This is a genomic window from Thermosynechococcus sp. B1 (genome assembly GCF_030322985.1).
Lineage (GTDB): Bacteria > Cyanobacteriota > Cyanobacteriia > Thermosynechococcales > Thermosynechococcaceae > Thermosynechococcus.
On sequence record NZ_CP096573.1, the window covers coordinates 763941 to 783008 of the forward strand.

The following is a 19068-nucleotide window of genomic DNA, read 5'->3' on the forward strand; positions in this document are numbered from 1 at the left end:
CATCTGGCCATGTTGTCTATTCACCACCCTTGGAGGATTCCCGTGAGTAGTACCAGTAATTTTCAAGAGGCGATTCGCGAGGCGCGTAGTAGCGCGATCGTCGGTCCCAATGTGATTCGCAATGCCCTGCCCTTTGTCGGTGGTGGCCTCGTCCTGACGGCGGTGGGTAGCTGGGGTGGTCTGGGCGTGCTTGCTGCTGCGCCCCAACTCTTCATGCCCACGTTTATTGTGGCCATTATTGCTGAACTTGTCCTCTTTTTTGTGGCGCAGGGAGCCGCTCGCAAAGGGAACAATGGGCTAGCCCTACCCCTGTTGGCCACCTACAGTTTGCTGTCGGGTTATACGCTCTCTGGATTGATTGCCCTTGCCCTCAGCACCGTGGGCATTATGGGGATCATCATTGCCGCTGGCGGCTGTGGCATCACGTTTATGGCCGCTAGTCCCATTGGTTCCAATCTGTCGGAACGCGATGGCTTTGCCCTTGCCAAAACGGTACAACTGGGGATTATTGCCCTGCTGGTGGTGCTCGTTCTCCAGTTAGTCTTCAGCTTCTTTGGTGTCTTTACACCCACGTTTCTGGAAATTGCGATTTCTGGCATTGGTGTCGTGCTCTTTGTGGGGGCTGCGGTGGTGGACTTCTTTGTGCTGCCCCGTACCTACCGCGATGATCAGTACCTCTCTGCTGCCCTTTCGATGTACTTGACCTACATCAACCTGTTTATCTTTATCCTGCGGTTACTGATTGCCCTCAATCGCAGTCGCTAAAACAGCAGATGACACTGGGCATGATCCCGGAGCAGATGGTCACAGAGAACGAGAGCTACCATTGCCTCGACCATCGGCACCGCTCGCGGTAACACACAGGGATCATGCCGTCCTTTTGCCGCTAGAATGGTTTCTTCACCTGCTTGGTTCACGGTTTTCTGGGCTTGGCCAATGGTGGCGGTGGGCTTAAAAGCTACCCGCAAAATAATGTTTTCGCCATTGGAGATGCCCCCCTGAACCCCCCCAGAACGATTGGTGCGGGTGCGAATGCGCCCCTGTTCATCGGTATAGAACTCGTCATTGTGCTCTTGACCCGTGAGCAGGGTACCGGCAAAGCCAGAACCAATTTCAAAGCCCTTACTGGCGGGCAGCGACATCACCCCCTTGGCAAGATCTGCTTCTAGTTTGTCAAAGACGGGGGAGCCTAGGCCGACAGGCACATTGCGAACCACGCACTCAATGACACCGCCAATGGAGTTGGCTTGCCGCCGCACCTCATCCACAAGGGCAATCATCTTTTCTGCGGTGGTGGCATCGGGACAGCGCATGATATTCGCCTCAACGGCAGCCGCTGCCACGGTATCAGGATCAACAATGGCTTCAATGTCCTTGACCCGCTTGACGTAGGCAATGATTTCGGTACCCGCGACTTGAGCCAGAATTTTGCGGGCGATCGCCCCCGCGGCCACACGCCCAATGGTTTCCCGTGCCGAGGAACGCCCACCCCCTTGCCAGTTGCGAATCCCATATTTGCCGTCATAGGTAGCATCTGCATGGGAGGGACGATAGACCTGTGCCATTTCGGCATAATCTTCGGGGCGAGTGTCCTTGTTGCGCACCAGAATCGCAATGGGCGTGCCGAGGGTTTTGCCCTCAAAGACCCCGGAGAGAATTTCACAGCGATCGCTCTCTTGGCGAGGGGTCGTGAGACGACTTTGGCCGGGGCGGCGGCGATCCAGTTCCTTTTGAATATCCGCTTCTGACAGTTCCAATCGGGGAGGGCAGCCATCCACAACCACCCCCACACCGCCCCCGTGGGATTCACCAAAGGTGGTGACGCGAAAGAGATGCCCAAACGTATTGCCCATAGTGATTTCTGAAACCTACGATCCGCTCACCCGAAAGGCCATGCCACAGCCACAGGTTTGACTGGCATTGGGATTGTGGAAGCGAAAAGCGCCCCCCATTAAGTCTTCGATGTAATCCACCCGCAAGCCCCGCAACATCTCAGCCGCTTCCGCCGCGATCGCGATCGTCCAGCCTTGGGACTGGGTGAGCACATCCGTCGGCTCGGGTTCGGCCACAAGGGCAAGATCGTAGCGCCAGTCACTGCACTCACTGGGTTGCACCTGAATCCGCAGAATGGCTGCTTGGCCTCGACTGACGCCATGGGCTTGGAGACGTTCCAACTCTTGAATGGCTGCGGGGGTCAATTCCACCATCTTGCACCAAACTAGCGGGAACCATCAGTATATCGTGGTTTGAGGAGGTTGGTGAGAGCTGCCTTGGCGTTGGGGTAGTCAAATTGAAATCCCGTAGCCAGCGTTCGCTCCGGCAAGACCCGCTGCCCCTTGAGCACCACATCAGCTCCTTCCCCAAGCAGCAATTGGAGAACTGGGGCAGGCACAGGCAACCAAGAGGGGCGCTGCATCACCTCTCCTAATACCCGGCAAAAGTCCGCCATCGTCAGTGGCTCTGGGGCGGTGGCATTGTAAACCCCCTGCATTCCCGCTTGATCCACTGCGGCTAGAATCAGGCGCACTAAGTCCTGCTGATGGATCCACGAAAACCACTGCTGACCCGAGCCAAGGGGCCCCCCTAGATATAACTGAAAGGGCAATAGGAGCTTGGCCAGTGCCCCCTGCTCGCCGAGGACAATGCCAAAACGCAGAATCACTAACCGCACCCCTAAATCCGTTACCCCTTGGGCAGCCGCTTCCCAGTCCACACAGACCTTGGCCAGAAAATCATTTCCCGCTGCATGGGTTTCGACAAACATTTCTGTATCGCTAGTGCCGTAGTAGCCAATGGCAGAGGTGGAGACCAATACCTGCGGGCGCTGTTGACATTGGGCGATCGCCTGCACCAACTGCTGTGTGCCGACAACCCGGCTATCGTAGATCTCCTGTTTGCGCTGCGCTGTCCAGCGACCATTGGCAAGGGGTTCTCCTGCCAAGTTAATTACTGCATCCGCCCCCTCAAGGGCAGCAAACCAGTCCCCAGCGGCTTTGGGGGTATAGCCCACCCATTCAACATGGGTCATGCCAGCGAATTGTTTGGCGGCTTTCGACGGGGAGCGTACTAAGGCAACCACGTGATCGCCGCGATCGCTGAGGGCGCTGACGACCTGCTGCCCGACAAATCCAGTAGCACCGGTTACAACGACTCTCATAGATGCCTATCCATGGGTTGCGCTGGACGCTTTTGCCTCAAGGTCGGCCACCACGGGTTGCCACTCTGTACCGTAGCGTTCCCGCAGGGCGTGCCAAGCTGCCACTTGACCTGCGGCGTATTCACCGGGTTTGCCCCATTGCAAAAAGGCGCTGAGGACAGATTTTTCATTGGCATCGAGAAAGCGAATGGCGTAGGTGGGAAAGTTGCCCCGCTTGGCTTGCCCCTCCTCGAAGCGAACTTTGGCCACCTGATCCATATTCAGGTGAAACTCAAAGTCCTCCGTGTGCATATTGGCATAGCGCCCCTTGGGCAGTTCGGCATAGAAGACCTTGGTGAGGGGCGATCGCACCTCCAGAACGGCAGTTTCGTTTGTAACCACAAGGCGCAGTAGCCCCAATTGCTCACAATCCCTGAGGAATTGCTGAAAGGAGGGAGAAGTATCAGACATCGTTGGTGCATCAGCCATGAACACTTCTTCCACTGTGACGCACAGGGGATGCCGATGCAAGCCTGCCGAGTTAGCTCTCTATTTCGCCTTAGCCAAATGCAGCACAACGCCCAGACCCGCGCCCATATCCTCTGGCGTGACCTTACCATCGTGGTTGGCATCGAGGGCATCAAACACTGCATCCGTTCCCAGCCACTCTTCGCGGGTAATAATGCCATCGCCATCGAGGTCATAGACATGGAAGAGTTCTTCTGCTGCATGGGTGAGGGTTTCCGCCCCTTCAAGGCGGGCCAGTCGCTGCGTCAAGAGATCCTCAAGGGTCTCCAGTGCCTTGGTGAAGCCCTTAATGCCCTCATCCAGTTTTTCACTGGCCATCTCATCAGCCGCGTGCATCTTGCGGAAGGTGGCTTCATCCATAGCGACTTTTTCAATGTCAAGGGTGGCAGCGATCGCCGGATCCAACTTGCGTTTTAGCTCGCCACTGGTATTTTGTAGCTCTTGGAGCAAGGCCGGGGAAATGGTGAGCAAATCGCAGCCGGCCAGTTCAATGATTTCGCCAATGTTGCGGAAGCTGGCGCCCATCACTTCCGTGGGGTAGCCGAATTTCTTGTAGTAGTTGTAGATTTTGGTGACGGAAATCACCCCTGGATCCTCAGGCCCCGGATACTCGGCACGACCTGTTTTTTTCTTGTACCAGTCGAGAATGCGCCCAACAAAGGGGGAAATCAATGTCACACCCGCCTCAGCGCAGGCGATCGCCTGATGGAAGCCAAACAGCAGGGTTAAATTGCAGTGAATGCCCTCTTTTTCGAGAATTTCGGCTGCACGAATGCCTTCCCAAGTCGAGGCAATTTTAATCAGCACGCGATCGCGCCCCACACCTGCGGCTTCGTATTGGCCAATCAACTCCCGCGCCTTTTGCACTGTAGCTTCTGTATCGTAGGAGAGCCGCGCATCTACTTCCGTTGAGACCCGACCGGGGATAATTTGCAAAATTTTCAAGCCAAAGGCCACCGCCAAGCGATCCACAGCAAGGGAGACAATCTCACGGGGAGTAGCACCAGACCCCAAATCAGCTTTGGCTTTGCGCAGGGTTTCATCGACAATGGGCTGGTACTCCTTCATTTGGGCAGCAGCCGTAATCAACGAGGGATTCGTGGTGGCATCGCGGGGGGTGAATTTTTCAATGGCGAGGATGTCTCCCGTATCAGCGACCACAACTGTCATTTGTCGCAACTGTTCCAGCAAGTTCATGAGACAGGTCTCCCAAAGGTGTCCCTTTCATTATCGTTCGCCAGCCCAAGGGTCGGGGAAAGCACCGTAACAAAGCGCAATATGTCACCCCTAGGTTCTCTCAGTGCGATCGCTGAGCAACCAACCTTGCGCCTCAACCCGCGATCGCCAGTGCTGCCAGTGCTGCTCAAGTTCCTGCCCCATTTCGGGAGTATTGAGGTGATTGCGCCAAAGAATCAGGGCATCCTCTGGGGGGTTCTCGTAGTAGTGGGGACGCCGTCCGACCAGTTCAAAGCCAAAGTGCTGATAGAGTCGTTGGGCGGCTGCATTGCTGGCGCGTACTTCCAAAGTTGCCCACTGGCGATCGCCCCCTTGATGCCCCAGTTGCAAGAGCCGACACAGCAGTAACCCCGCTAACCCCTGCCGCCGGTACTGCGGATGCACCATCAGCAACACAAGGTGCAATTCATCGGCAATCCCCCAGCTCACGCCACAGCCCCACACTTGATCAAGGGTGGCCACCACCAGCAGCGTATGTTGCGGATTCTCCAACTCACGGGCATAGCCCTGGTGCGACCAAAAGCCCCCCAGACACACCTGATCCAGTTGAACGATGCTATCTAAATCCTTGATCGTTGGGCGTCGTAATTCTAATTGCCCCATGGCCGTTGCCTGCAAGGGAGAGTGCTATCATGCAGAGGAAATGGTACCGTGTAGCAGCGCTATGGCAGAAGAGACGCCCACCCAAGCCCCCAAAAAAGAAAAGCCCCCCGCCATTGAGGATAAACCCTTTGCTGAGTTTATTAATGAGGCTTTTTTGCCTGCTCTCCAGAACGCCCTCAGCGCCAAAGTGGGGGATGTGAGTCTGCGCCTAGAGGAGAATACCGTGATGGGTGAGTGGGGCAAGGGAATGTATCAGTTTCGCCTCTACTTCCTAGAGGGGGATATCCAAGGGCCGAAGGCTTTTGTCTGTAGCAGCGGTGGCATTACCCCCAGCACCATTGAGCCATTTTTGGGGGATGAGCGTAAAGTAACGCTTGATCTCCTAGTCTTTGGGGTGATGCAGCGCCTGAATGGCCAAAAGTGGTTGGGAGGCAATTAGCGAGAGTATGGCCACAGCAATTCAAGTGGGCGATCGCGCCCCTGACTTTGAACTCACGGCTGCCGATGGCCGCAAGGTGAAGCTCTCCGACTTTCGTGGCAAAAAGAACGTTGTCCTCTACTTTTACCCCGCCTCAGAAACCCCCGGCTGCACGATTCAAGCCTGTGCCTTTCGCGATGCCTACAGTGTTTTCCAAGAACTGGGTGCTGAAGTGATTGGCATTAGTGGCGACCCCGTGGAGCGGCAGCAGGGCTTCCAGAAAAATCACCAACTCCCCTTTCTCGTCCTCAGTGATCCCGGCAACAAGGTTCGCCAGCAGTATGGTGCCTCTTCGCTCTTTGGTCTCTTTCCGGGGCGGGTCACCTATGTCATTGATCAAGAGGGTGTGGTGCGCTACGTTTTTGACTCTATGCTCAACTTCAAAGCCCACGTAGATGAGGCGCTCAAGATTTTGCGTCAGTTGGCCAGTGCCACTGCCTAAAACAAGCGATCGCAATCACACCCCAACGGTAAGCGAGTTCACTGCCAAGGCCGACTCCTTAGGGCTAGGGTAGAGCCATTCTTCTTAGGAGTTTGGCCATGCGTTCCTACCTTGCCCTTGTACCTGCGGTGACCCTCTTTCTGTTGCCCCTTGGTTCTCTCAGCCTTGCGCAGGGAACGACCCCTGTGGTGAGTCAGCCTTCCAGTCTTGTGGCGCGGCTGCGGGCGAATCTGCCGAACCGTGGTGTTCCCGGTAGTCGCTTTGGGGGGGCAACCCGTGGAGCCTGTGTTAGCGGCAGTGAACGTTTAACCGCCTTACTCCCTGATACCCACCTTGGCCAAACGGCTGTGGCGACACCAACCCTCTTTGTTTTTGTGCCCAAGAGCAAAGCCACGCAGGGGGAAGTGGTGATTGCTGATGCTGAGCATCGTCCCCTAGCAACAATGGTGGTGGATCTACCCGCTGAACCGGGGATTCTGGCACTGAAGCCCAATGTGCAACTCCAACCCGGCCAAGACTACCGCTGGACCTTTACCCTACTGTGTGGTGCTGATGCCGATGATCCCTCCGCCTTTATCTCTGTCAGTGGCGTGATTTCGCGGGTGCAGCCGGCAACGGATTTGGCAAAGCAACTTCAGGGCAAGAGTGGGGGCGATCGCCTTGGGGCAGCAGTTGATGCGGGTCTTTGGTACGAAACCTTGGCGATTTTGGCCGAGCTGCAAGGGAATGAAGCCACACGGAACCTAGCCCGCAGTGAATGGGTCGCCGTATTATCTGCCGTTGGTCTAGGGAGTATTGCCCAAGCACCCCTAGTACAATAAAACTGAATGAGTTAGCGCGGTGGTTGCGGGAGTCTCTCACTCCTGAGGAAAGTCCGGGCTTCCAAAAGACCAAGCTTGCTGGGTAACGCCCAGTGCGGGTGACCGCGAGGATAGTGCCACAGAAATATACCGCCGATGGAGGGAAACCTCACAGGCAAGGGTGCAACGGTGCGGTAAGAGCGCACCAGCAACATCGAGAGGTGTTGGCTCGGTAAACCCCGGCTGGAAGCAAGGTGTGCTAGCGCTAAGGAACCAGGGTTGGTCTTTTCCCCAGTTCTTTGCTAGCCAGAGCCGCTAGAGGCACTTGGTAACAAGTGTCCCAGATAGATAACCACCCTTTGAACAGAACCCGGCTTACGTCTAACTCATTCATTAATCATTTTTTATGATCTTGAGAAATGCCCCCTGGGGACGTGCCCTTGACTCTTTTCTGCCTCTGTATTGAAGTCCATCTATGGTGAAGCTGGGTTACCTTGGCCCAGTGGGCACCTACAGCGAAGAAGCTGCCCAAAGCTATGCCCAATGGCAGCAACAACAGGGAGTATGCCTTTGCCTTGTGCCGATGATCACGATCGCCGGCTGTCTGGAGGCATTGGCGGTAGGAGAATTAGATTTAGCGCTGGTGCCCAGTGAAAACTCGGTTGAGGGCAGTGTCAACATTACCCTTGATTCGCTGTGGCGACTGGATACGCTGCACATTCAGTACGCCTTTATCCGCCCCATTGTCCATGCCTTCATTGCCCAAACCACAGATTTCGCCCAAATTCAAGCGGTCTATTCCCATCCCCAAGCTCTCGGGCAGTGCCAGCGCTGGTTACAAGCCCATCTTCCCCATGCGCGCCAATGTCCGGTGACCTCCACCGCCGAAGGGCTGCAATACGTGGCTCAATCCGATCGGGTGGGGGCGATCGCCTCCGTACGAGCCGCCCAACTCCATCAACTACCCATTGTCGCCACCGAAATTCAGGATATTCCCGACAATTGCACGCGGTTTTGGGTGGTGAGTCGCCAACAGGGGGATGGCTGGCCCCAGCCGGGGGATACCCACACTTCCATTGCCTTTAGCCTGAAGGCCAATGCCCCCGGTGCCCTGCTCAAGGTGCTGCAACTCTTTAGCGATCGCCAGATTAACCTCAGCCGCATTGAATCGCGCCCCAGCAAACGTGCTTTGGGGGATTATCTCTTCTTTGTTGACCTAGAGGTGAATGGTCGCCCTGATGTGGTGGCTGATTGTCTGCTGGCGCTTAAGGACGCTACAGATGTGTTGAAAGTCTTTGGTAGTTATCAATTTCTAGACCTCGGAGAATAGATTGGCCATGCGTATCGGTGTCCCCAAAGAAATGAAGGATCAAGAATTCCGCGTCGGTCTGACGCCAGCGGGGGTACAAAGTCTGCGGGAGCGCGGCCATGAGGTTCTCATTGAAAGTGGCGCGGGGGTGGGTTCAGGCTTTCTCGATGAGGCCTATGTTGCCGCAGGTGCCCAAATTGTGTCCACGGCTCAAGCCGCGTGGGATGCCCAACTGGTGGTCAAAGTCAAGGAACCCTTGCCCTCGGAGTATCGCTATTTGCGTTCTGGCCAACTGCTCTTTACCTACTTGCACCTTGCCGCTAGTCGGGAGCTGACGGTGGCTCTGTTGGAATCGGGGATTACCGCGATCGCCTACGAAAGTGTTGAAGAAACGCATCACCAACGCAGCTTCCCGCTGCTAACCCCCATGAGCATGATTGCCGGTCGCTTGGCAGTGCAGTTTGGTGCCCGCTTCCTAGAGCGTACCCAAGGGGGGCGGGGAGTGCTCCTCAGTGGCATTCCGGGGGTGCGGCCGGGGCGGGTTGTCATTTTAGGGGGCGGTGTCGTCGGCACAGAAGCGGCGCGGATGGCTGTGGGTTTGGGGGCACAGGTGAGCATTCTCGATATTAATGTCGAGCGTCTCAAGTACCTAGAAACCCTCTTTGGCGCCCGGGTGGAGTACCTCTACAGCAGTTCTCACCTCATTGCTGAGCTATTGCCCCAAGCGGACTTAGTGATTGGTGCTGTCCTTGTGCCGGGTCAGCGTCCTCCCTGTTTGGTGCCCAAGTCCCTTGTGCAAACGATGCGCCCCGGAGCAGTGATCATTGATGTGGCCGTGGATCAAGGGGGCTGTGTGGAAACGCTGCGACCCACTACCCATTCCAACCCCACCTATACCGCCTTTGGTGTGGTTCACTATGGCGTGCCGAATATGCCGGGAGCCGTGCCTTGGACAGCCACCCAAGCCCTGACGAATAGCACCTTGCCCTATATTCTTTGCCTCGCCGATCATGGCGATCGCGCCCTCGAACTCTCCCCTGCCCTTGCCAAGGGTCTAGTGGTCAAGCAGCACCATTTAGTCCATCCCGATGTGCGGGTTGTCTTTCCTGATCTTTAGGCGGACGATCAAGTACCTCTGGACAGGCTGAGCCCCGTTCTCATTGACGCTCATCCCGCTAACGCTAGGCGTATAGCAGGAGATTCCCCGTTCACAGCATCTCTACGAAAAACCTAGGCCGTGCTAGTTGAAGTCCGTCCGAGGTGGAGAGAAAGTATTCCAGACCAACATCGAGGCCAACCACCCGCTTCAAGACTTGCTGCAATGCTTGGGTGTTAACCGACGCTAAATCAGGGTTGGTCTGCTTTGCTTGGGTTAATCGTTGGCACTGCACGTTGAAGCTGGGGTAAGGGGCATCCGCTGAGATGATGTACTCGCTATGCACAGAGCAGGCATTGACTGGACATTTGCGCGAAGCAATCCAGTCTTTGCGTTCCCTCAGCGCATCATTCCAAACTTGGCGACACACCTCTAGATCGTAGTCGATCTGCTTGGCCTGCTGCTGGGTTAGTTTTAGCCTGTACTCGTACGTCAGGGTGATCATGAGTGGACTATAGCTATCAGTCGCACCCGATGTTCGGTGCTAGCTCAATATATCCAGCAACAAGCTGAGATTGAGTGACTGCTCCCTATGGTCGCCCGCCGCCTCACCACTACCTAACCGCTTTGCGGTATAGACGGAGCACTGCGGCGAATTTTGGTAGATTGAATGGCAAGAAACTCATTGACACAGGGGCAATAGTAACGTCACAAAGTAAAACACAAGGGGTGCCGTAAAAACATAGCTATCGGCGCGATCCAAAATGCCGCCATGCCCGGGAATCAACTGGCCAGAATCTTTGACGCCGGCATCCCGTTTCATCATTGACTCCGTTAAGTCCCCCAATAGACTGGCAATGCCAATCATGAGGCCAAACATTGCACCCAAAAGCCAAGGGAGTGGCCAGCCGAGGGAATGTGCTCCCCAAAGGGCGACGCCTAAACTCCCTAAAACGCCAAACACTGCCCCTTCTACGGTTTTCTTGGGACTGATGTGGGAAAGCCGTGTCCGGCCAAAGAGCTTACCAACAGCATAGGCACCAATATCTGCCGCCCAAATACAGACAAAGGCCAAGAGGGTTACCTGCAACCCCAAGGGCAAAGCGGTGAGTTGAAACTGCTCTGGCCAAAATCCTCCCAAAGGTAATGTTGCCTGTTGCTCCAATCCCCGCAAGCGCACCCAATAGCTTGGCAAATAGCCGCCGTAAAACAGCCCCATGATTGAGGTGGAAATGTCGGCGATCGAGGCCAGCTTGGGTTGAAATAGCAAGTAGAAGCAAATGAAGGTACCTGCGACGGGAAAGACAGCATCCGCAAGGTCTGGACGCAGCAGTGAGGTGATGAGGAGCACTTGACTCACCACGAGGGTGGTTTTAGCCGCCGGCGCACTCCCTTTGGCACGGGCTAATTCAAAGTATTCCAGTTGACCCAGATAAATCAGTGCCCCAATGCCCAGACAAAAATACCAACCGCCTAGAAAGGTCATTAGCAGCGCGAGAGCGATCGCGACAAGTCCACTGGCAATGCGGATCCAGAGCATGGTGGTGAGGGGCGGTGATAAGGGGTTACATTGAGCCGCGCGTTGAGTGTTTGCGTAGCGCGTCCAAAGAACGATCGCCGCTACAATAAAAAGTTTAATCTAAATTCACCAACGTTAAGGGAACATTAACAGACTCGCAGCCAAGACAGGATGCATGGCAGTGTCCTTGCCAAGCTATAACGGATTATGGAACATCATGGGGGCAAGGGCGTCATGAAAAGCGATTGGTCTGAGGTCGATTGTATCCATGACATCCAGTCTTCCCCTTGCTTGGACGCGTGTTGAGGAGACCAGTGCTCGGGTGACGCTGCCGCTGACAAAACTTACACCCCAAGAGTTGGTTGTCCGCTGTCAAGCCGGCAGAACCCCAGATCGCGCTGCCTTTACTGAATTGTTGCGGCGATACCAATCCCATGTGGAGCGAATTATCTATCACCTCGCGCCCGACTGGGACGATCGCGCCGACCTTGTGCAAGAAGTCTGGATTCGGGTCTATCGCAACATTCACAAACTGCAAGACGCCAGCAAATTTCGGGGTTGGCTCAGCCGCATTGCCACCAACTTGTTTTACGATGAGTTGCGCAAACGCAAACGCCATCAACCGCCCCTGTCGCTGGATGCACCCCTGAAAACCCAAGAGGGTGAAATGAGCTGGGAACTTGCCGCCAGTGATGCCAGTCCCGATGACCGGTTGCGTACGGATGAATTCTATGATCAATTACGGCGGGCGATCGCCAACCTACCGGAAACCTTTCGGACAACGATTGTTCTGCGGGAAATTGAAGGCCTCTCCTACGAAGAAATTGCCCAAATCACTGGGGTTTCCCTCGGAACCGTGAAATCGCGAATCGCCCGTGCCCGACAGCGACTCCAACTAGAACTCCAACCCCACCTCGATCTCCCTTCAACCTGATGCGAATCACCCCTACCCTTTTCCTGCAAGGACAGACCCCTATGATGGACGAACTTGATCACTGCAAACGCGATACCTTTGAACTCCTGAGCGCCTACCTCGATGGTGAAGTGACGGCTGCAGAACGGCAACAGGTGGAAGCATGGCTGGCCACTGACCCCGAAGGCCAACGCCTCTATCAGCGACTCCTGACCCTCAAGCAGCAGATGCAAGAACTGCCCGTACCCTTGACCCCCTGTCCAGCGGATCGTTTGGCCGCTCAAGTGATTGCTAAGGCCCATCGCCCCCGTCGTATTTGGGTCTTAGGGAGTGCGGGAGCAACCCTAGCGGCATCCTTCGTGGCAATCCTGACGGGTCTAATTCCCAATCCCTTCCCCAGTCTGCCTGTAGCTATCACCAGTCCTGCTGGCATTGAGCCAGAGGTATCTCCCCTACCGATTGAGCCAACGGCAGTCGGCTTGATGCTCAGTCTTGACCGTCCCCCTGTGGCCATTCCCGTCAGTGAAACGGCTCCTGCGGCGCTGCCGGCACCCCAGGCAAGTTCACAGCCAAGGACTGAAGCTACTGACTAGGAATAATCTCCGGCTTGAAGGGACGCTCCAAAAGACAGTTGAGGGCAGCTTGGGGAGTGAGATGGCCACTAAGAACGGCATTCACCATCGCCGTAATCGGGATATCTAACTGGTGCTGCTGGGCATAGGTGCAGAGCACGCGAGCAGTGTTCACCCCTTCAGCCGTCCCCTTGGTCAGCGCTAGGGCTTGGGAGAGGGACTTACCGTGGGCAAGATGCCACCCCACTTGATAGTTGCGACTCAGGGCGCTGGTACAGGTGGCGAGGAGATCTCCTAACCCTGAAAGGCCGTAGAAGGTTTCCACTTGTCCGCCCCAGTGGGTACCCACCCGCACCATTTCCACCAGTCCTCGGGTAATCAGGGCAGAGCGGGCATTGACGCCCAGACCCAGACCATCATTGACGCCACAGGCGATCGCAATCACATTTTTGAAGATGCCCCCCATTTCCACACCCCGCCGATCCTCATTGCTATAGAGGCGAAAGGTGGTACTGCCCAAACAGTCCTGCACTTGCTTGGTTGCTGCTAGGTTGCCCCCCACCACTGCCGCTGCCGGTAATCCCTGCTGAATTTCACTGGCTAGGTTGGGTCCTGAAAGCACCACAAGATCGTGATGCGGGCAGTAGGTTTGCCAAATATCCGCCGCTGTGGCAAAGGTTTCTGCTTCTAAACCCTTGGTAGCACTGACAAGGATCATTTCTAAGGGGGGTTGAAGGGCGGCGACTTGGGCAGCCACTTCCCGTACGGCTTTGATGGGGAGAGCCGAAACCAGTAAATGAATGTCTTGAAAAAGAACAGCCGAGAGTGCCCCCTGCGATCGCCCCCAGCAGGAGACCGTGCAGCCCTGTTGCTCAAATAGGTATGCCAGTGTTTGTCCCCAATGACCTAAGCCCAAAATCAATACCCTTGGGGACATACCATCCCCGTCCTAGGGGGTAACCGTTAGATTTTGAAATTGTTGCTGCTGTCGTTTGCGAAAGGCCTCTGCTTCAGCATTAAGATTTTCCATTTGATCCGCCACTACTTCGTTGGGATCGCGACCATCCATCAAACGCAGGCGATTCATCAGTCCGGGCACGGAAAAGTTGCCATTCTGGGGATTAAGAATGCTTCCCAAATCATTGGCATTGCCGTTTTGTTGCCAGCCTTCCATTGGGTTATTCGTGTTTGCAGTCTGGGCAAGCGCCATACTCCCGAGATTGAGAGTAAGTGCAGCAAGGGCAAGACTGGTTAGATAGCGAGGTGTCATGGGTCACTCCTCAAAACATGCGCTAGGAATGCAGACGATAGGATGGCTCAATCGGTGCCGAGGGCTGTACAAGGGATTATACCAAGTCTTTGTCGTTGCCTAGGGGTTGCAGAAGTAGCATTGACTGGGATCGGCAACGGTTTCAGGAACCGGTACTGTGAGTTGGTGCAAACAGCGTTGACAGTGGTAACAGCTGGCTTTGATGGCGCTGGTGGGTGCGCCACACCGTTCACAGGGTAGCCCCGGCAGTTTCTCACGAGCCACAAACCCCGGCCAACCACACTGAGGACAGCCCTGAGCCATTGCTTGAACGAGGTCAGCAGCCGCTTGAGCAATCACCTGCATGCGCGTCGGGTTCATGTGGGCCCGCATATCGGTTTCAAGGTGAATGGTGGGGCGATCGGTTTGCAGGGTGGCGATCGCCCTTTGCAACTGTTCCTCGCTTTGAATTCCTTTGAAAATTGGCGTATTGGGTAGAGGATCCGCCTGCGCCATCGCAATCAAACCATGTTCTGGAAAGCCCACCCGCTCGGCAAAGGCCAAGGCCTCTTCAAGATTGCTCACGGTGGCATGGTTAAAGTTCGTTTCTAGGGAGAGCACTTCCCCCCGCAAGACAAGGTCATGGCGGCGATCCACAAGCAGGATGAGTTCGCGATCGCTCGGAAGCATCGGAAATTGCGGATGGGGGCCAAAGCTCCCCTCACTGGCAACCACTAAGTCTGCGTCCGTTTGTGCCAGCACTGCTTCTGCCTTGGCGAGAGCCGCCTCTTCTTGGGTGCCACAGCGGGGAATTTCACGGCTAAACGTCCCAAAGCGATCGCTATCAAAATCTGAGGCCACAACTACCGTTACCCCTAAGCGAGCCAGCACCGGAGCGATCGCCTGCTCTTTGCCATGCTTGGTGGCAAGAATTGCCGTGCGTCCTTGGAAGTAGCGATCTGTAGCTCTAAACATCACCGCCAAGATAGGCCTCAATCACCTTGGGATCATTTTTAACCGTCAGGGGATCGCCCAGAGCAATGAGTTGACCAAAGTCCAATACTGCCAAGCGATCGCACAAACTCATCACCAAGGGCACATGGTGCTCAATGAGAATCACCGTCAGGTCAAAGGTCTCCTTGAGGCGGCGAATTAACTCACAGAGGTCTTGCTTTTCCTTGGGGTTCATACCCGCAGCGGGTTCATCTAACAAAAGCAGGCGGGGTTGCAGTGCCAAGGCACGCGCCAGTTCAAGGCGGCGTTGTTCACCATAGGGTAAGTTGCCTGCCCGCTCGTGGCGCCGCTCATAGAGATTCACCCAGTAGAGAAGTTCCTTGGCGCGGTTTTCCAAGCGCTCCTGAGCATACCGTACAGGGGCTGCTCCCCAGAGGTTTGCCCAAAAACTGGCAGGGGCATGGAGATGCTGTCCCATGCGCACATTCTCCCAAACACTCATCTCTGGAAAGAGGCGAATATTTTGAAAGGTGCGAGCAATGCCCAACCCAGCAATCTGGTGGGGCTTAAGCAGGTGCAGGGGCTGCTGCTGAAACTGAATTTCTCCTGAGGTGAGAGGAATTAACCCCGTCAGCAGGTTAAAAAGGGTGGTTTTACCAGCGCCATTGGGGCCAATAATGCCAAAAATCTCCCCCGTTGCCACGCTAAAGGACACGCGATCAACCGCCTTGAGGCCGCCAAAGTAGCGGCACACATTCTCTAAGGTCAGGAGTGGCTGCGACATCTAGGGCTGAGGAGGGGGAAGTTTCTCGAAGGCTTGGTAGGCCATGCGCGAGACTTGGCGAATGAGTTCACTACCTCGGGGATCATTGTAGGGGCGTTTCACCATCATTGCTGCCACATAGCGTTGGCCATTGGGCATATCCACCATGCCCGCATCTCCCACCACAATACCAATATCGCCAGTTTTGTGGGCAATGGTGGCCCCTTTGCCAAGACCAGCGGGCAAGAGGGTATTAGTGACCGTGCGCCGCATAATGTCCAGCAGACGATCGCGACTACGGGGGGAGACAATTTCCCCCTGACCAATTTTCAGCATCAGCGTTGCCAAGTCGCGGGGGCTAGTGGTGTTGGTGCCCTTCATATCCGGTAGCAGATTGTTGATCACCGTATTTTCTAAGCCCCATTCCTGAAACTGTTGGTTGAGCACGGCGGCGCCCCCAAGGCGATCAATAATCATATTCGTTGCCGTGTTGTCGCTAATGGTAATCATTAAATCGGCCACCTCAAGGGCGGGGTACTGGGAATTCGGCTTTTGGTATTGCAATGTGCCCGCCTCAGAAGCAATCAGATCGGGGCGCATCGTCAGGCGTTCATGGAGCGTGACTCGTCCCTCATCCACCGCCTTGAAAAAGGCAACAAGGATGGGAAATTTAATCGTAGAGGCCGCTGGAAAGACCGCATCGCCGCCTACATTCAGAGATGCCCCGGAGTCGAGGTTAAAAAAGTACAGCCCCGCGGCCAGATTGGGTTGACGGCTCACTAATTGCTGAATTTGCTGTTGCAGGTTTGTCAGGGGACGTTCTGGGGGCAAGTTGGGGATTGGTGCTTCGGGGGCGATCGCCTGACTGGCCGTGGTCTCTAGGGACAGTTTTTCAGGCTGCAACACCGACAGCAGTGTGCCGACTATGGTGGCAAGGGCAACCACACTGACGCCAAAGCGAAAAGTCATTAAGAACAAATTGGGACGGGGAGGCGTTGGGCTAGGAAGCGGTGCTGGACGAGACAGTGAGGAAAGAGTAGAGGACGGAACCATTGAACGCGACTGAGCAACCATGCCATTTACTGTAGAGGGAAGGTGTCCGAAGCAATCGTGGCTGCGTGCTGAATCGCCCACTCCACCTGACGCAGTATGCCCCGCAACAGCGCTACTTCAGCAGCCGTGGGGTAGGCGCGCCCGAGGAGCGATCGCACCTTGGCCATACGACTAGCAGCGGTATGGGGATACAAAAAACCAATCTGGAGCAGCACCTGCTCTAAATGGTCATAAAACCCCTGCAACTGCTCAAAGGGGACGGCAGACCCTTGGGAAAAAGTTCCCGCGCTGTCGCAGGCCGTCAACCACAACTCATAGCAGCATACGGCAACAGCTTGCGCCAGATTCAAAGATGGATAAGCATTAGCCGTAGGAATCTGCACCAAACCATGGGCACACTCCAATTCTGCATTCGTGAGTCCCCGATCCTCGCGACCAAAGACCAGTGCCGACTGCGGGACAGCCAACAGTTGCGGTGCCGCCTGACGCGGTGTCCACAGAGGTAACGCCAAATCCGCCACATCTCGCCCCACCGTGGCAAAGACCCGCTGACAATCCGCCAGTGCCGTTGCGAGGGAGTCCGTCATTCTGGCTTGCTGGAGCACATCCTCTGCATGAACCGCCCAGCGACGGGCTAGCTCTCCCTTGGGATCACAGCGGGGACTGACAATCCACAACTGCTGTAACCCCATATTTTTCATCACCCGGGCAATGCTGCCGACATTGATCTCCCCTTGGGGTTCAACGAGCACAATGCGTACCAAAGGCAGGGTATCCACGCTTGCTGGCTGAGCCAAAATAAAAAAATAATTAACATTTTCTAGATGATTTTAGAAGACTTCTTTAATCTTTCTCAAGTCCTTACAAATTCAGGACTTTGCTGCATATTTCATAAAATTTAATAACTGTAACACGCTTAGTACGGTTCTTAGCGCAATCAGTAGAATTGGAAATAACTTTTTAGGTGTGACCCCTACTCGCAAACCGCGTTCCCTTGCTTAGGAAGTTCTCCAGAGATTTCCTAGGTACAGTCCTGTTCTAAAACATGGGGGACACAAAGGGGGCTTCTCTCCTATAGAGACTTTCATCGTTTTAACTGTGTTCCATCCCTGTGAAGAGGGCTGGGTTTTGGGCTGGCAGCAGGGGTCTTGATTTATGTGGTGTGGTTCTGTCAACGAGGAGTCAACTCATGTGGCGTTTTATGAGCTTGCATTGGCCAAAACTCAGTGCCGTCGGCCTCCTGTACTGTGGTCTAGCCGCTGGCTTAGGTTATCTTACGAACCTACAACTGGATGCAATGCACAATCAAGCAAAAAACCAGGCAATCACCGTGCAATTGTCCCATAGCCTGAATGATCTCAATCCCTGAGTCAAGAGGCTTTAGCTTCGAGGGGGAGATCTTCCGTCAGACCAATTTCCCGTTTCAGCAGTTCGACCGACTGCGGATCAATGTAGCTTTCGCAGCAAATGAGACGGGGGATGCGAATCAACTCATGGCGGGCCGCCGCAATGGCTGCTTTGACCCGTTCCCCACTGGCGCGATCGCTAATGATCGTATGGGCACGGTGCACCAAGGCATTGAGCTTATAGCTATCGTTGGCTTGAGCCGTCACCAAGAGTAGCTCATCCCCCCGCAAACTGTGGATCATCACCTCTGCGACACCAAGGGTACCGGAACTGAGGCTGACCAACCCCAAGCAGGAGCCTTTCGGCAATTGCCGTACCACTTCCAGTTCCCGCTGGTAGTTGTAGATGTCGATGAAAAATACTCGCACGTCCTTATCGCGGGTGATGGCTTCCGTCATGCTGGCAAAATAGCGCACGGTAACGACAGTTGCAGAGGTATCGCCATCAAGGACGGTTTCTAAGTCTTCAAGAAAAATCAGCTCGACGGGAATCGGCAGCAGTTGTTGCAGTTCCTGAACAATCAGTTCGCCAGCCCCTTGATCGTGGCGGGGCACCGTCACCAAAACCCTCACCCCGGCTTTTTGGCGGGCATCAATCTCCGCAAGGAATAACTCGCGAATTTGACTTAGGGAATAGCCCATTTCGAGGAGGGTATCAACGCTTTCTTGAACAATGCGGTGCACAGGCACAACAGCGGGTCGGCGTTGGCGAGGACGGGTTTCCTCTTGGCCGAGGGCACGCACATAGATGCCCGACCCCACTTGGGGCACGACTAAACCAGCAGCTTCAAGGCGTTCGTAAACTTTGCTGATCGTGTTGCGGTGCAATCCAGTTTGCATGGCCAGCTGCCGCGTACTGGGCAAGCGATACCCCGGCGGAAATTGCCGTGCAGCGATCGCAAAACTAATTTGATTAAAGAGCTGAGTTGAAGCAGGAATTTCGCTATCTGGTTGGATGTGGAATTGAACCATACGTGTCCTTTCGCCCATCAGGTACTGTCCTAGAGGGAT

Annotated in this window: 24 protein-coding genes and 1 other RNA gene; 10 read left to right on the forward strand and 15 right to left on the reverse strand. The window is 55.1% G+C overall.

Annotated features, from left to right (window positions below; translation table 11 throughout):
• Positions 1-42 precede the first annotated feature (42 nt).
• The gene (locus M0644_RS03930) at positions 43-765 is read left to right on the forward strand and encodes a Bax inhibitor-1 family protein (protein ID WP_190278207.1); all 723 of its coding nucleotides are present in this window, start codon (positions 43-45) and stop codon (positions 763-765) included.
• Here the strand turns inward: M0644_RS03930 and aroC are convergent.
• The 6 genes from aroC to rimI form a co-directional block, all read right to left on the reverse strand.
• Positions 762-1853: a chorismate synthase gene (aroC, locus tag M0644_RS03935; RefSeq protein ID WP_286626682.1), complete on the reverse strand. Its 1092-nt coding sequence runs from the start codon at positions 1851-1853 to the stop codon at positions 762-764. The genes M0644_RS03930 and aroC overlap by 4 nt on opposite strands.
• 15 nt (positions 1854-1868) lie before the next feature.
• Positions 1869-2207 carry an iron-sulfur cluster assembly accessory protein gene (locus M0644_RS03940; RefSeq protein ID WP_286626684.1) on the reverse strand — a complete coding sequence of 113 codons (339 nt, stop codon included), beginning with the start codon at positions 2205-2207 and terminating at the stop codon, positions 1869-1871.
• Between the two features lie 11 nt (positions 2208-2218).
• A complete protein-coding gene (locus M0644_RS03945; RefSeq protein ID WP_286626686.1) occupies positions 2219-3157 on the reverse strand; it encodes a TIGR01777 family oxidoreductase in 939 nt (312 codons plus the stop codon).
• Between the two features lie 6 nt (positions 3158-3163).
• Positions 3164-3625: a ChuX/HutX family heme-like substrate-binding protein gene (locus M0644_RS03950; protein ID WP_286626688.1), complete on the reverse strand. Its 462-nt coding sequence runs from the start codon at positions 3623-3625 to the stop codon at positions 3164-3166.
• A 60-nt stretch (positions 3626-3685) separates the two neighbouring features.
• Positions 3686-4861: a transaldolase gene (locus tag M0644_RS03955; RefSeq protein WP_286626689.1), complete on the reverse strand. Its 1176-nt coding sequence runs from the start codon at positions 4859-4861 to the stop codon at positions 3686-3688.
• Between the two features lie 90 nt (positions 4862-4951).
• Positions 4952-5503 (reverse strand): ribosomal protein S18-alanine N-acetyltransferase, encoded by a 552-nt coding sequence (gene rimI / locus M0644_RS03960; RefSeq protein WP_286626690.1) that lies wholly within the window; start codon positions 5501-5503, stop codon positions 4952-4954.
• 61 nt (positions 5504-5564) lie between these two features.
• Here rimI and M0644_RS03965 point away from each other — a divergent pair, with 61 nt between their 5' ends.
• From M0644_RS03965 to ald, 6 genes are all read left to right on the forward strand, one after another.
• Positions 5565-5942 (forward strand): DUF2996 domain-containing protein, encoded by a 378-nt coding sequence (locus tag M0644_RS03965; RefSeq protein ID WP_226972003.1) that lies wholly within the window; start codon positions 5565-5567, stop codon positions 5940-5942.
• Positions 5914-6423 (forward strand): peroxiredoxin, encoded by a 510-nt coding sequence (locus M0644_RS03970; RefSeq protein WP_225901532.1) that lies wholly within the window; start codon positions 5914-5916, stop codon positions 6421-6423. The genes M0644_RS03965 and M0644_RS03970 overlap by 29 nt, the downstream gene beginning before the upstream one ends.
• Positions 6424-6521: 98 nt before the next feature.
• Positions 6522-7244, forward strand: coding sequence for a DUF928 domain-containing protein (locus tag M0644_RS03975; RefSeq protein ID WP_149818368.1), 723 nt, complete (start codon positions 6522-6524; stop codon positions 7242-7244).
• Positions 7245-7251: 7 nt separating this feature from the next.
• An RNA gene (gene rnpB, locus M0644_RS03980) (RNase P RNA component class A) lies at positions 7252-7616 on the forward strand.
• An 82-nt stretch (positions 7617-7698) separates the two neighbouring features.
• Positions 7699-8553, forward strand: coding sequence for a prephenate dehydratase (pheA, locus tag M0644_RS03985; RefSeq protein WP_149818371.1), 855 nt, complete (start codon positions 7699-7701; stop codon positions 8551-8553).
• A 7-nt stretch (positions 8554-8560) separates the two neighbouring features.
• A complete protein-coding gene (ald, locus tag M0644_RS03990; protein ID WP_149818373.1) occupies positions 8561-9649 on the forward strand; it encodes an alanine dehydrogenase in 1089 nt (362 codons plus the stop codon).
• Between the two features lie 91 nt (positions 9650-9740).
• Here ald and M0644_RS03995 read toward each other — a convergent pair whose 3' ends face one another.
• Both M0644_RS03995 and M0644_RS04000 read right to left on the reverse strand, forming a co-directional pair.
• Positions 9741-10133 carry a helix-turn-helix domain-containing protein gene (locus M0644_RS03995; protein ID WP_286626691.1) on the reverse strand — a complete coding sequence of 131 codons (393 nt, stop codon included), beginning with the start codon at positions 10131-10133 and terminating at the stop codon, positions 9741-9743.
• A gap of 177 nt (positions 10134-10310) precedes the next feature.
• Positions 10311-11168 carry a phosphatidate cytidylyltransferase gene (locus M0644_RS04000; RefSeq protein WP_149821646.1) on the reverse strand — a complete coding sequence of 286 codons (858 nt, stop codon included), beginning with the start codon at positions 11166-11168 and terminating at the stop codon, positions 10311-10313.
• A 247-nt stretch (positions 11169-11415) separates the two neighbouring features.
• Between M0644_RS04000 and M0644_RS04005 the strand changes: the two genes are divergently transcribed.
• Complete coding sequence (locus M0644_RS04005) at positions 11416-12081, forward strand: sigma-70 family RNA polymerase sigma factor (protein ID WP_149818375.1); 666 nt, start codon at positions 11416-11418, stop codon at positions 12079-12081.
• A gap of 41 nt (positions 12082-12122) precedes the next feature.
• Positions 12123-12653, forward strand: a complete 531-nt coding sequence (locus M0644_RS04010) for an anti-sigma factor (protein WP_286626692.1) — start codon at positions 12123-12125, stop codon at positions 12651-12653.
• On the opposite strand, the gene M0644_RS04015 is transcribed toward M0644_RS04010, so the two are convergent.
• The 6 genes from M0644_RS04015 to M0644_RS04040 form a co-directional block, all read right to left on the reverse strand.
• A complete protein-coding gene (locus tag M0644_RS04015) occupies positions 12643-13569 on the reverse strand; it encodes an NAD(P)H-dependent glycerol-3-phosphate dehydrogenase (protein WP_286626693.1) in 927 nt (308 codons plus the stop codon). The two genes, M0644_RS04010 and M0644_RS04015, sit on opposite strands and share 11 nt — an antisense overlap.
• A 12-nt stretch (positions 13570-13581) precedes the next feature.
• Positions 13582-13902 carry a hypothetical protein gene (locus M0644_RS04020; RefSeq protein WP_149818381.1) on the reverse strand — a complete coding sequence of 107 codons (321 nt, stop codon included), beginning with the start codon at positions 13900-13902 and terminating at the stop codon, positions 13582-13584.
• A 99-nt stretch (positions 13903-14001) separates the two neighbouring features.
• Positions 14002-14856 (reverse strand): DUF6671 family protein, encoded by an 855-nt coding sequence (locus M0644_RS04025; RefSeq protein ID WP_286626695.1) that lies wholly within the window; start codon positions 14854-14856, stop codon positions 14002-14004.
• Positions 14849-15619: an ABC transporter ATP-binding protein gene (locus M0644_RS04030; protein WP_286626696.1), complete on the reverse strand. Its 771-nt coding sequence runs from the start codon at positions 15617-15619 to the stop codon at positions 14849-14851. Before M0644_RS04030 ends, M0644_RS04025 begins: the two co-directional genes overlap by 8 nt.
• On the reverse strand, positions 15620-16567 hold the full coding sequence (locus M0644_RS04035; RefSeq protein WP_286626697.1) for a serine hydrolase: 948 nt from the start codon (positions 16565-16567) through the stop codon (positions 15620-15622). It lies immediately after the preceding gene.
• Between the two features lie 110 nt (positions 16568-16677).
• On the reverse strand, positions 16678-17448 hold the full coding sequence (locus M0644_RS04040) for an RNA methyltransferase (protein ID WP_286626698.1): 771 nt from the start codon (positions 17446-17448) through the stop codon (positions 16678-16680).
• Positions 17449-17840: 392 nt separating this feature from the next.
• Between M0644_RS04040 and M0644_RS04045 the strand changes: the two genes are divergently transcribed.
• Positions 17841-18020 carry a hypothetical protein gene (locus M0644_RS04045; protein WP_149818392.1) on the forward strand — a complete coding sequence of 60 codons (180 nt, stop codon included), beginning with the start codon at positions 17841-17843 and terminating at the stop codon, positions 18018-18020.
• Position 18021: 1 nt separating this feature from the next.
• Here M0644_RS04045 and M0644_RS04050 read toward each other — a convergent pair whose 3' ends face one another.
• Complete coding sequence (locus M0644_RS04050; protein WP_190278210.1) at positions 18022-19029, reverse strand: GntR family transcriptional regulator; 1008 nt, start codon at positions 19027-19029, stop codon at positions 18022-18024.
• Positions 19030-19068: the final 39 nt, after the last annotated feature.

What these genes read in the sequence shown, in the direction of transcription:
- aroC (WP_286626682.1), bottom strand. Translation starts at nt 1,853, where the DNA reads ATGGGCAATACGTTTGGGCATCTCTTTCGCGTCACCACCTTTGGTGAA.
- M0644_RS03940 (WP_286626684.1), bottom strand. Translation starts at nt 2,207, where the DNA reads ATGGTGGAATTGACCCCCGCAGCCATTCAAGAGTTGGAACGTCTCCAA.
- M0644_RS03945 (WP_286626686.1), bottom strand. Translation starts at nt 3,157, where the DNA reads ATGAGAGTCGTTGTAACCGGTGCTACTGGATTTGTCGGGCAGCAGGTC.
- M0644_RS03950 (WP_286626688.1), bottom strand. Translation starts at nt 3,625, where the DNA reads ATGGCTGATGCACCAACGATGTCTGATACTTCTCCCTCCTTTCAGCAA.
- M0644_RS03955 (WP_286626689.1), bottom strand. Translation starts at nt 4,861, where the DNA reads ATGAACTTGCTGGAACAGTTGCGACAAATGACAGTTGTGGTCGCTGAT.
- rimI (WP_286626690.1), bottom strand. Translation starts at nt 5,503, where the DNA reads ATGGGGCAATTAGAATTACGACGCCCAACGATCAAGGATTTAGATAGC.
- M0644_RS03965 (WP_226972003.1), top strand. Translation starts at nt 5,565, where the DNA reads ATGGCAGAAGAGACGCCCACCCAAGCCCCCAAAAAAGAAAAGCCCCCC.
- M0644_RS03970 (WP_225901532.1), top strand. Translation starts at nt 5,914, where the DNA reads ATGGCCAAAAGTGGTTGGGAGGCAATTAGCGAGAGTATGGCCACAGCA.
- M0644_RS03975 (WP_149818368.1), top strand. Translation starts at nt 6,522, where the DNA reads ATGCGTTCCTACCTTGCCCTTGTACCTGCGGTGACCCTCTTTCTGTTG.
- pheA (WP_149818371.1), top strand. Translation starts at nt 7,699, where the DNA reads ATGGTGAAGCTGGGTTACCTTGGCCCAGTGGGCACCTACAGCGAAGAA.
- ald (WP_149818373.1), top strand. Translation starts at nt 8,561, where the DNA reads ATGCGTATCGGTGTCCCCAAAGAAATGAAGGATCAAGAATTCCGCGTC.
- M0644_RS03995 (WP_286626691.1), bottom strand. Translation starts at nt 10,133, where the DNA reads ATGATCACCCTGACGTACGAGTACAGGCTAAAACTAACCCAGCAGCAG.
- M0644_RS04000 (WP_149821646.1), bottom strand. Translation starts at nt 11,168, where the DNA reads ATGCTCTGGATCCGCATTGCCAGTGGACTTGTCGCGATCGCTCTCGCG.
- M0644_RS04005 (WP_149818375.1), top strand. Translation starts at nt 11,416, where the DNA reads ATGACATCCAGTCTTCCCCTTGCTTGGACGCGTGTTGAGGAGACCAGT.
- M0644_RS04010 (WP_286626692.1), top strand. Translation starts at nt 12,123, where the DNA reads ATGATGGACGAACTTGATCACTGCAAACGCGATACCTTTGAACTCCTG.
- M0644_RS04015 (WP_286626693.1), bottom strand. Translation starts at nt 13,569, where the DNA reads ATGTCCCCAAGGGTATTGATTTTGGGCTTAGGTCATTGGGGACAAACA.
- M0644_RS04020 (WP_149818381.1), bottom strand. Translation starts at nt 13,902, where the DNA reads ATGACACCTCGCTATCTAACCAGTCTTGCCCTTGCTGCACTTACTCTC.
- M0644_RS04025 (WP_286626695.1), bottom strand. Translation starts at nt 14,856, where the DNA reads ATGTTTAGAGCTACAGATCGCTACTTCCAAGGACGCACGGCAATTCTT.
- M0644_RS04030 (WP_286626696.1), bottom strand. Translation starts at nt 15,619, where the DNA reads ATGTCGCAGCCACTCCTGACCTTAGAGAATGTGTGCCGCTACTTTGGC.
- M0644_RS04035 (WP_286626697.1), bottom strand. Translation starts at nt 16,567, where the DNA reads ATGACTTTTCGCTTTGGCGTCAGTGTGGTTGCCCTTGCCACCATAGTC.
- M0644_RS04045 (WP_149818392.1), top strand. Translation starts at nt 17,841, where the DNA reads ATGTGGCGTTTTATGAGCTTGCATTGGCCAAAACTCAGTGCCGTCGGC.
- M0644_RS04050 (WP_190278210.1), bottom strand. Translation starts at nt 19,029, where the DNA reads ATGGTTCAATTCCACATCCAACCAGATAGCGAAATTCCTGCTTCAACT.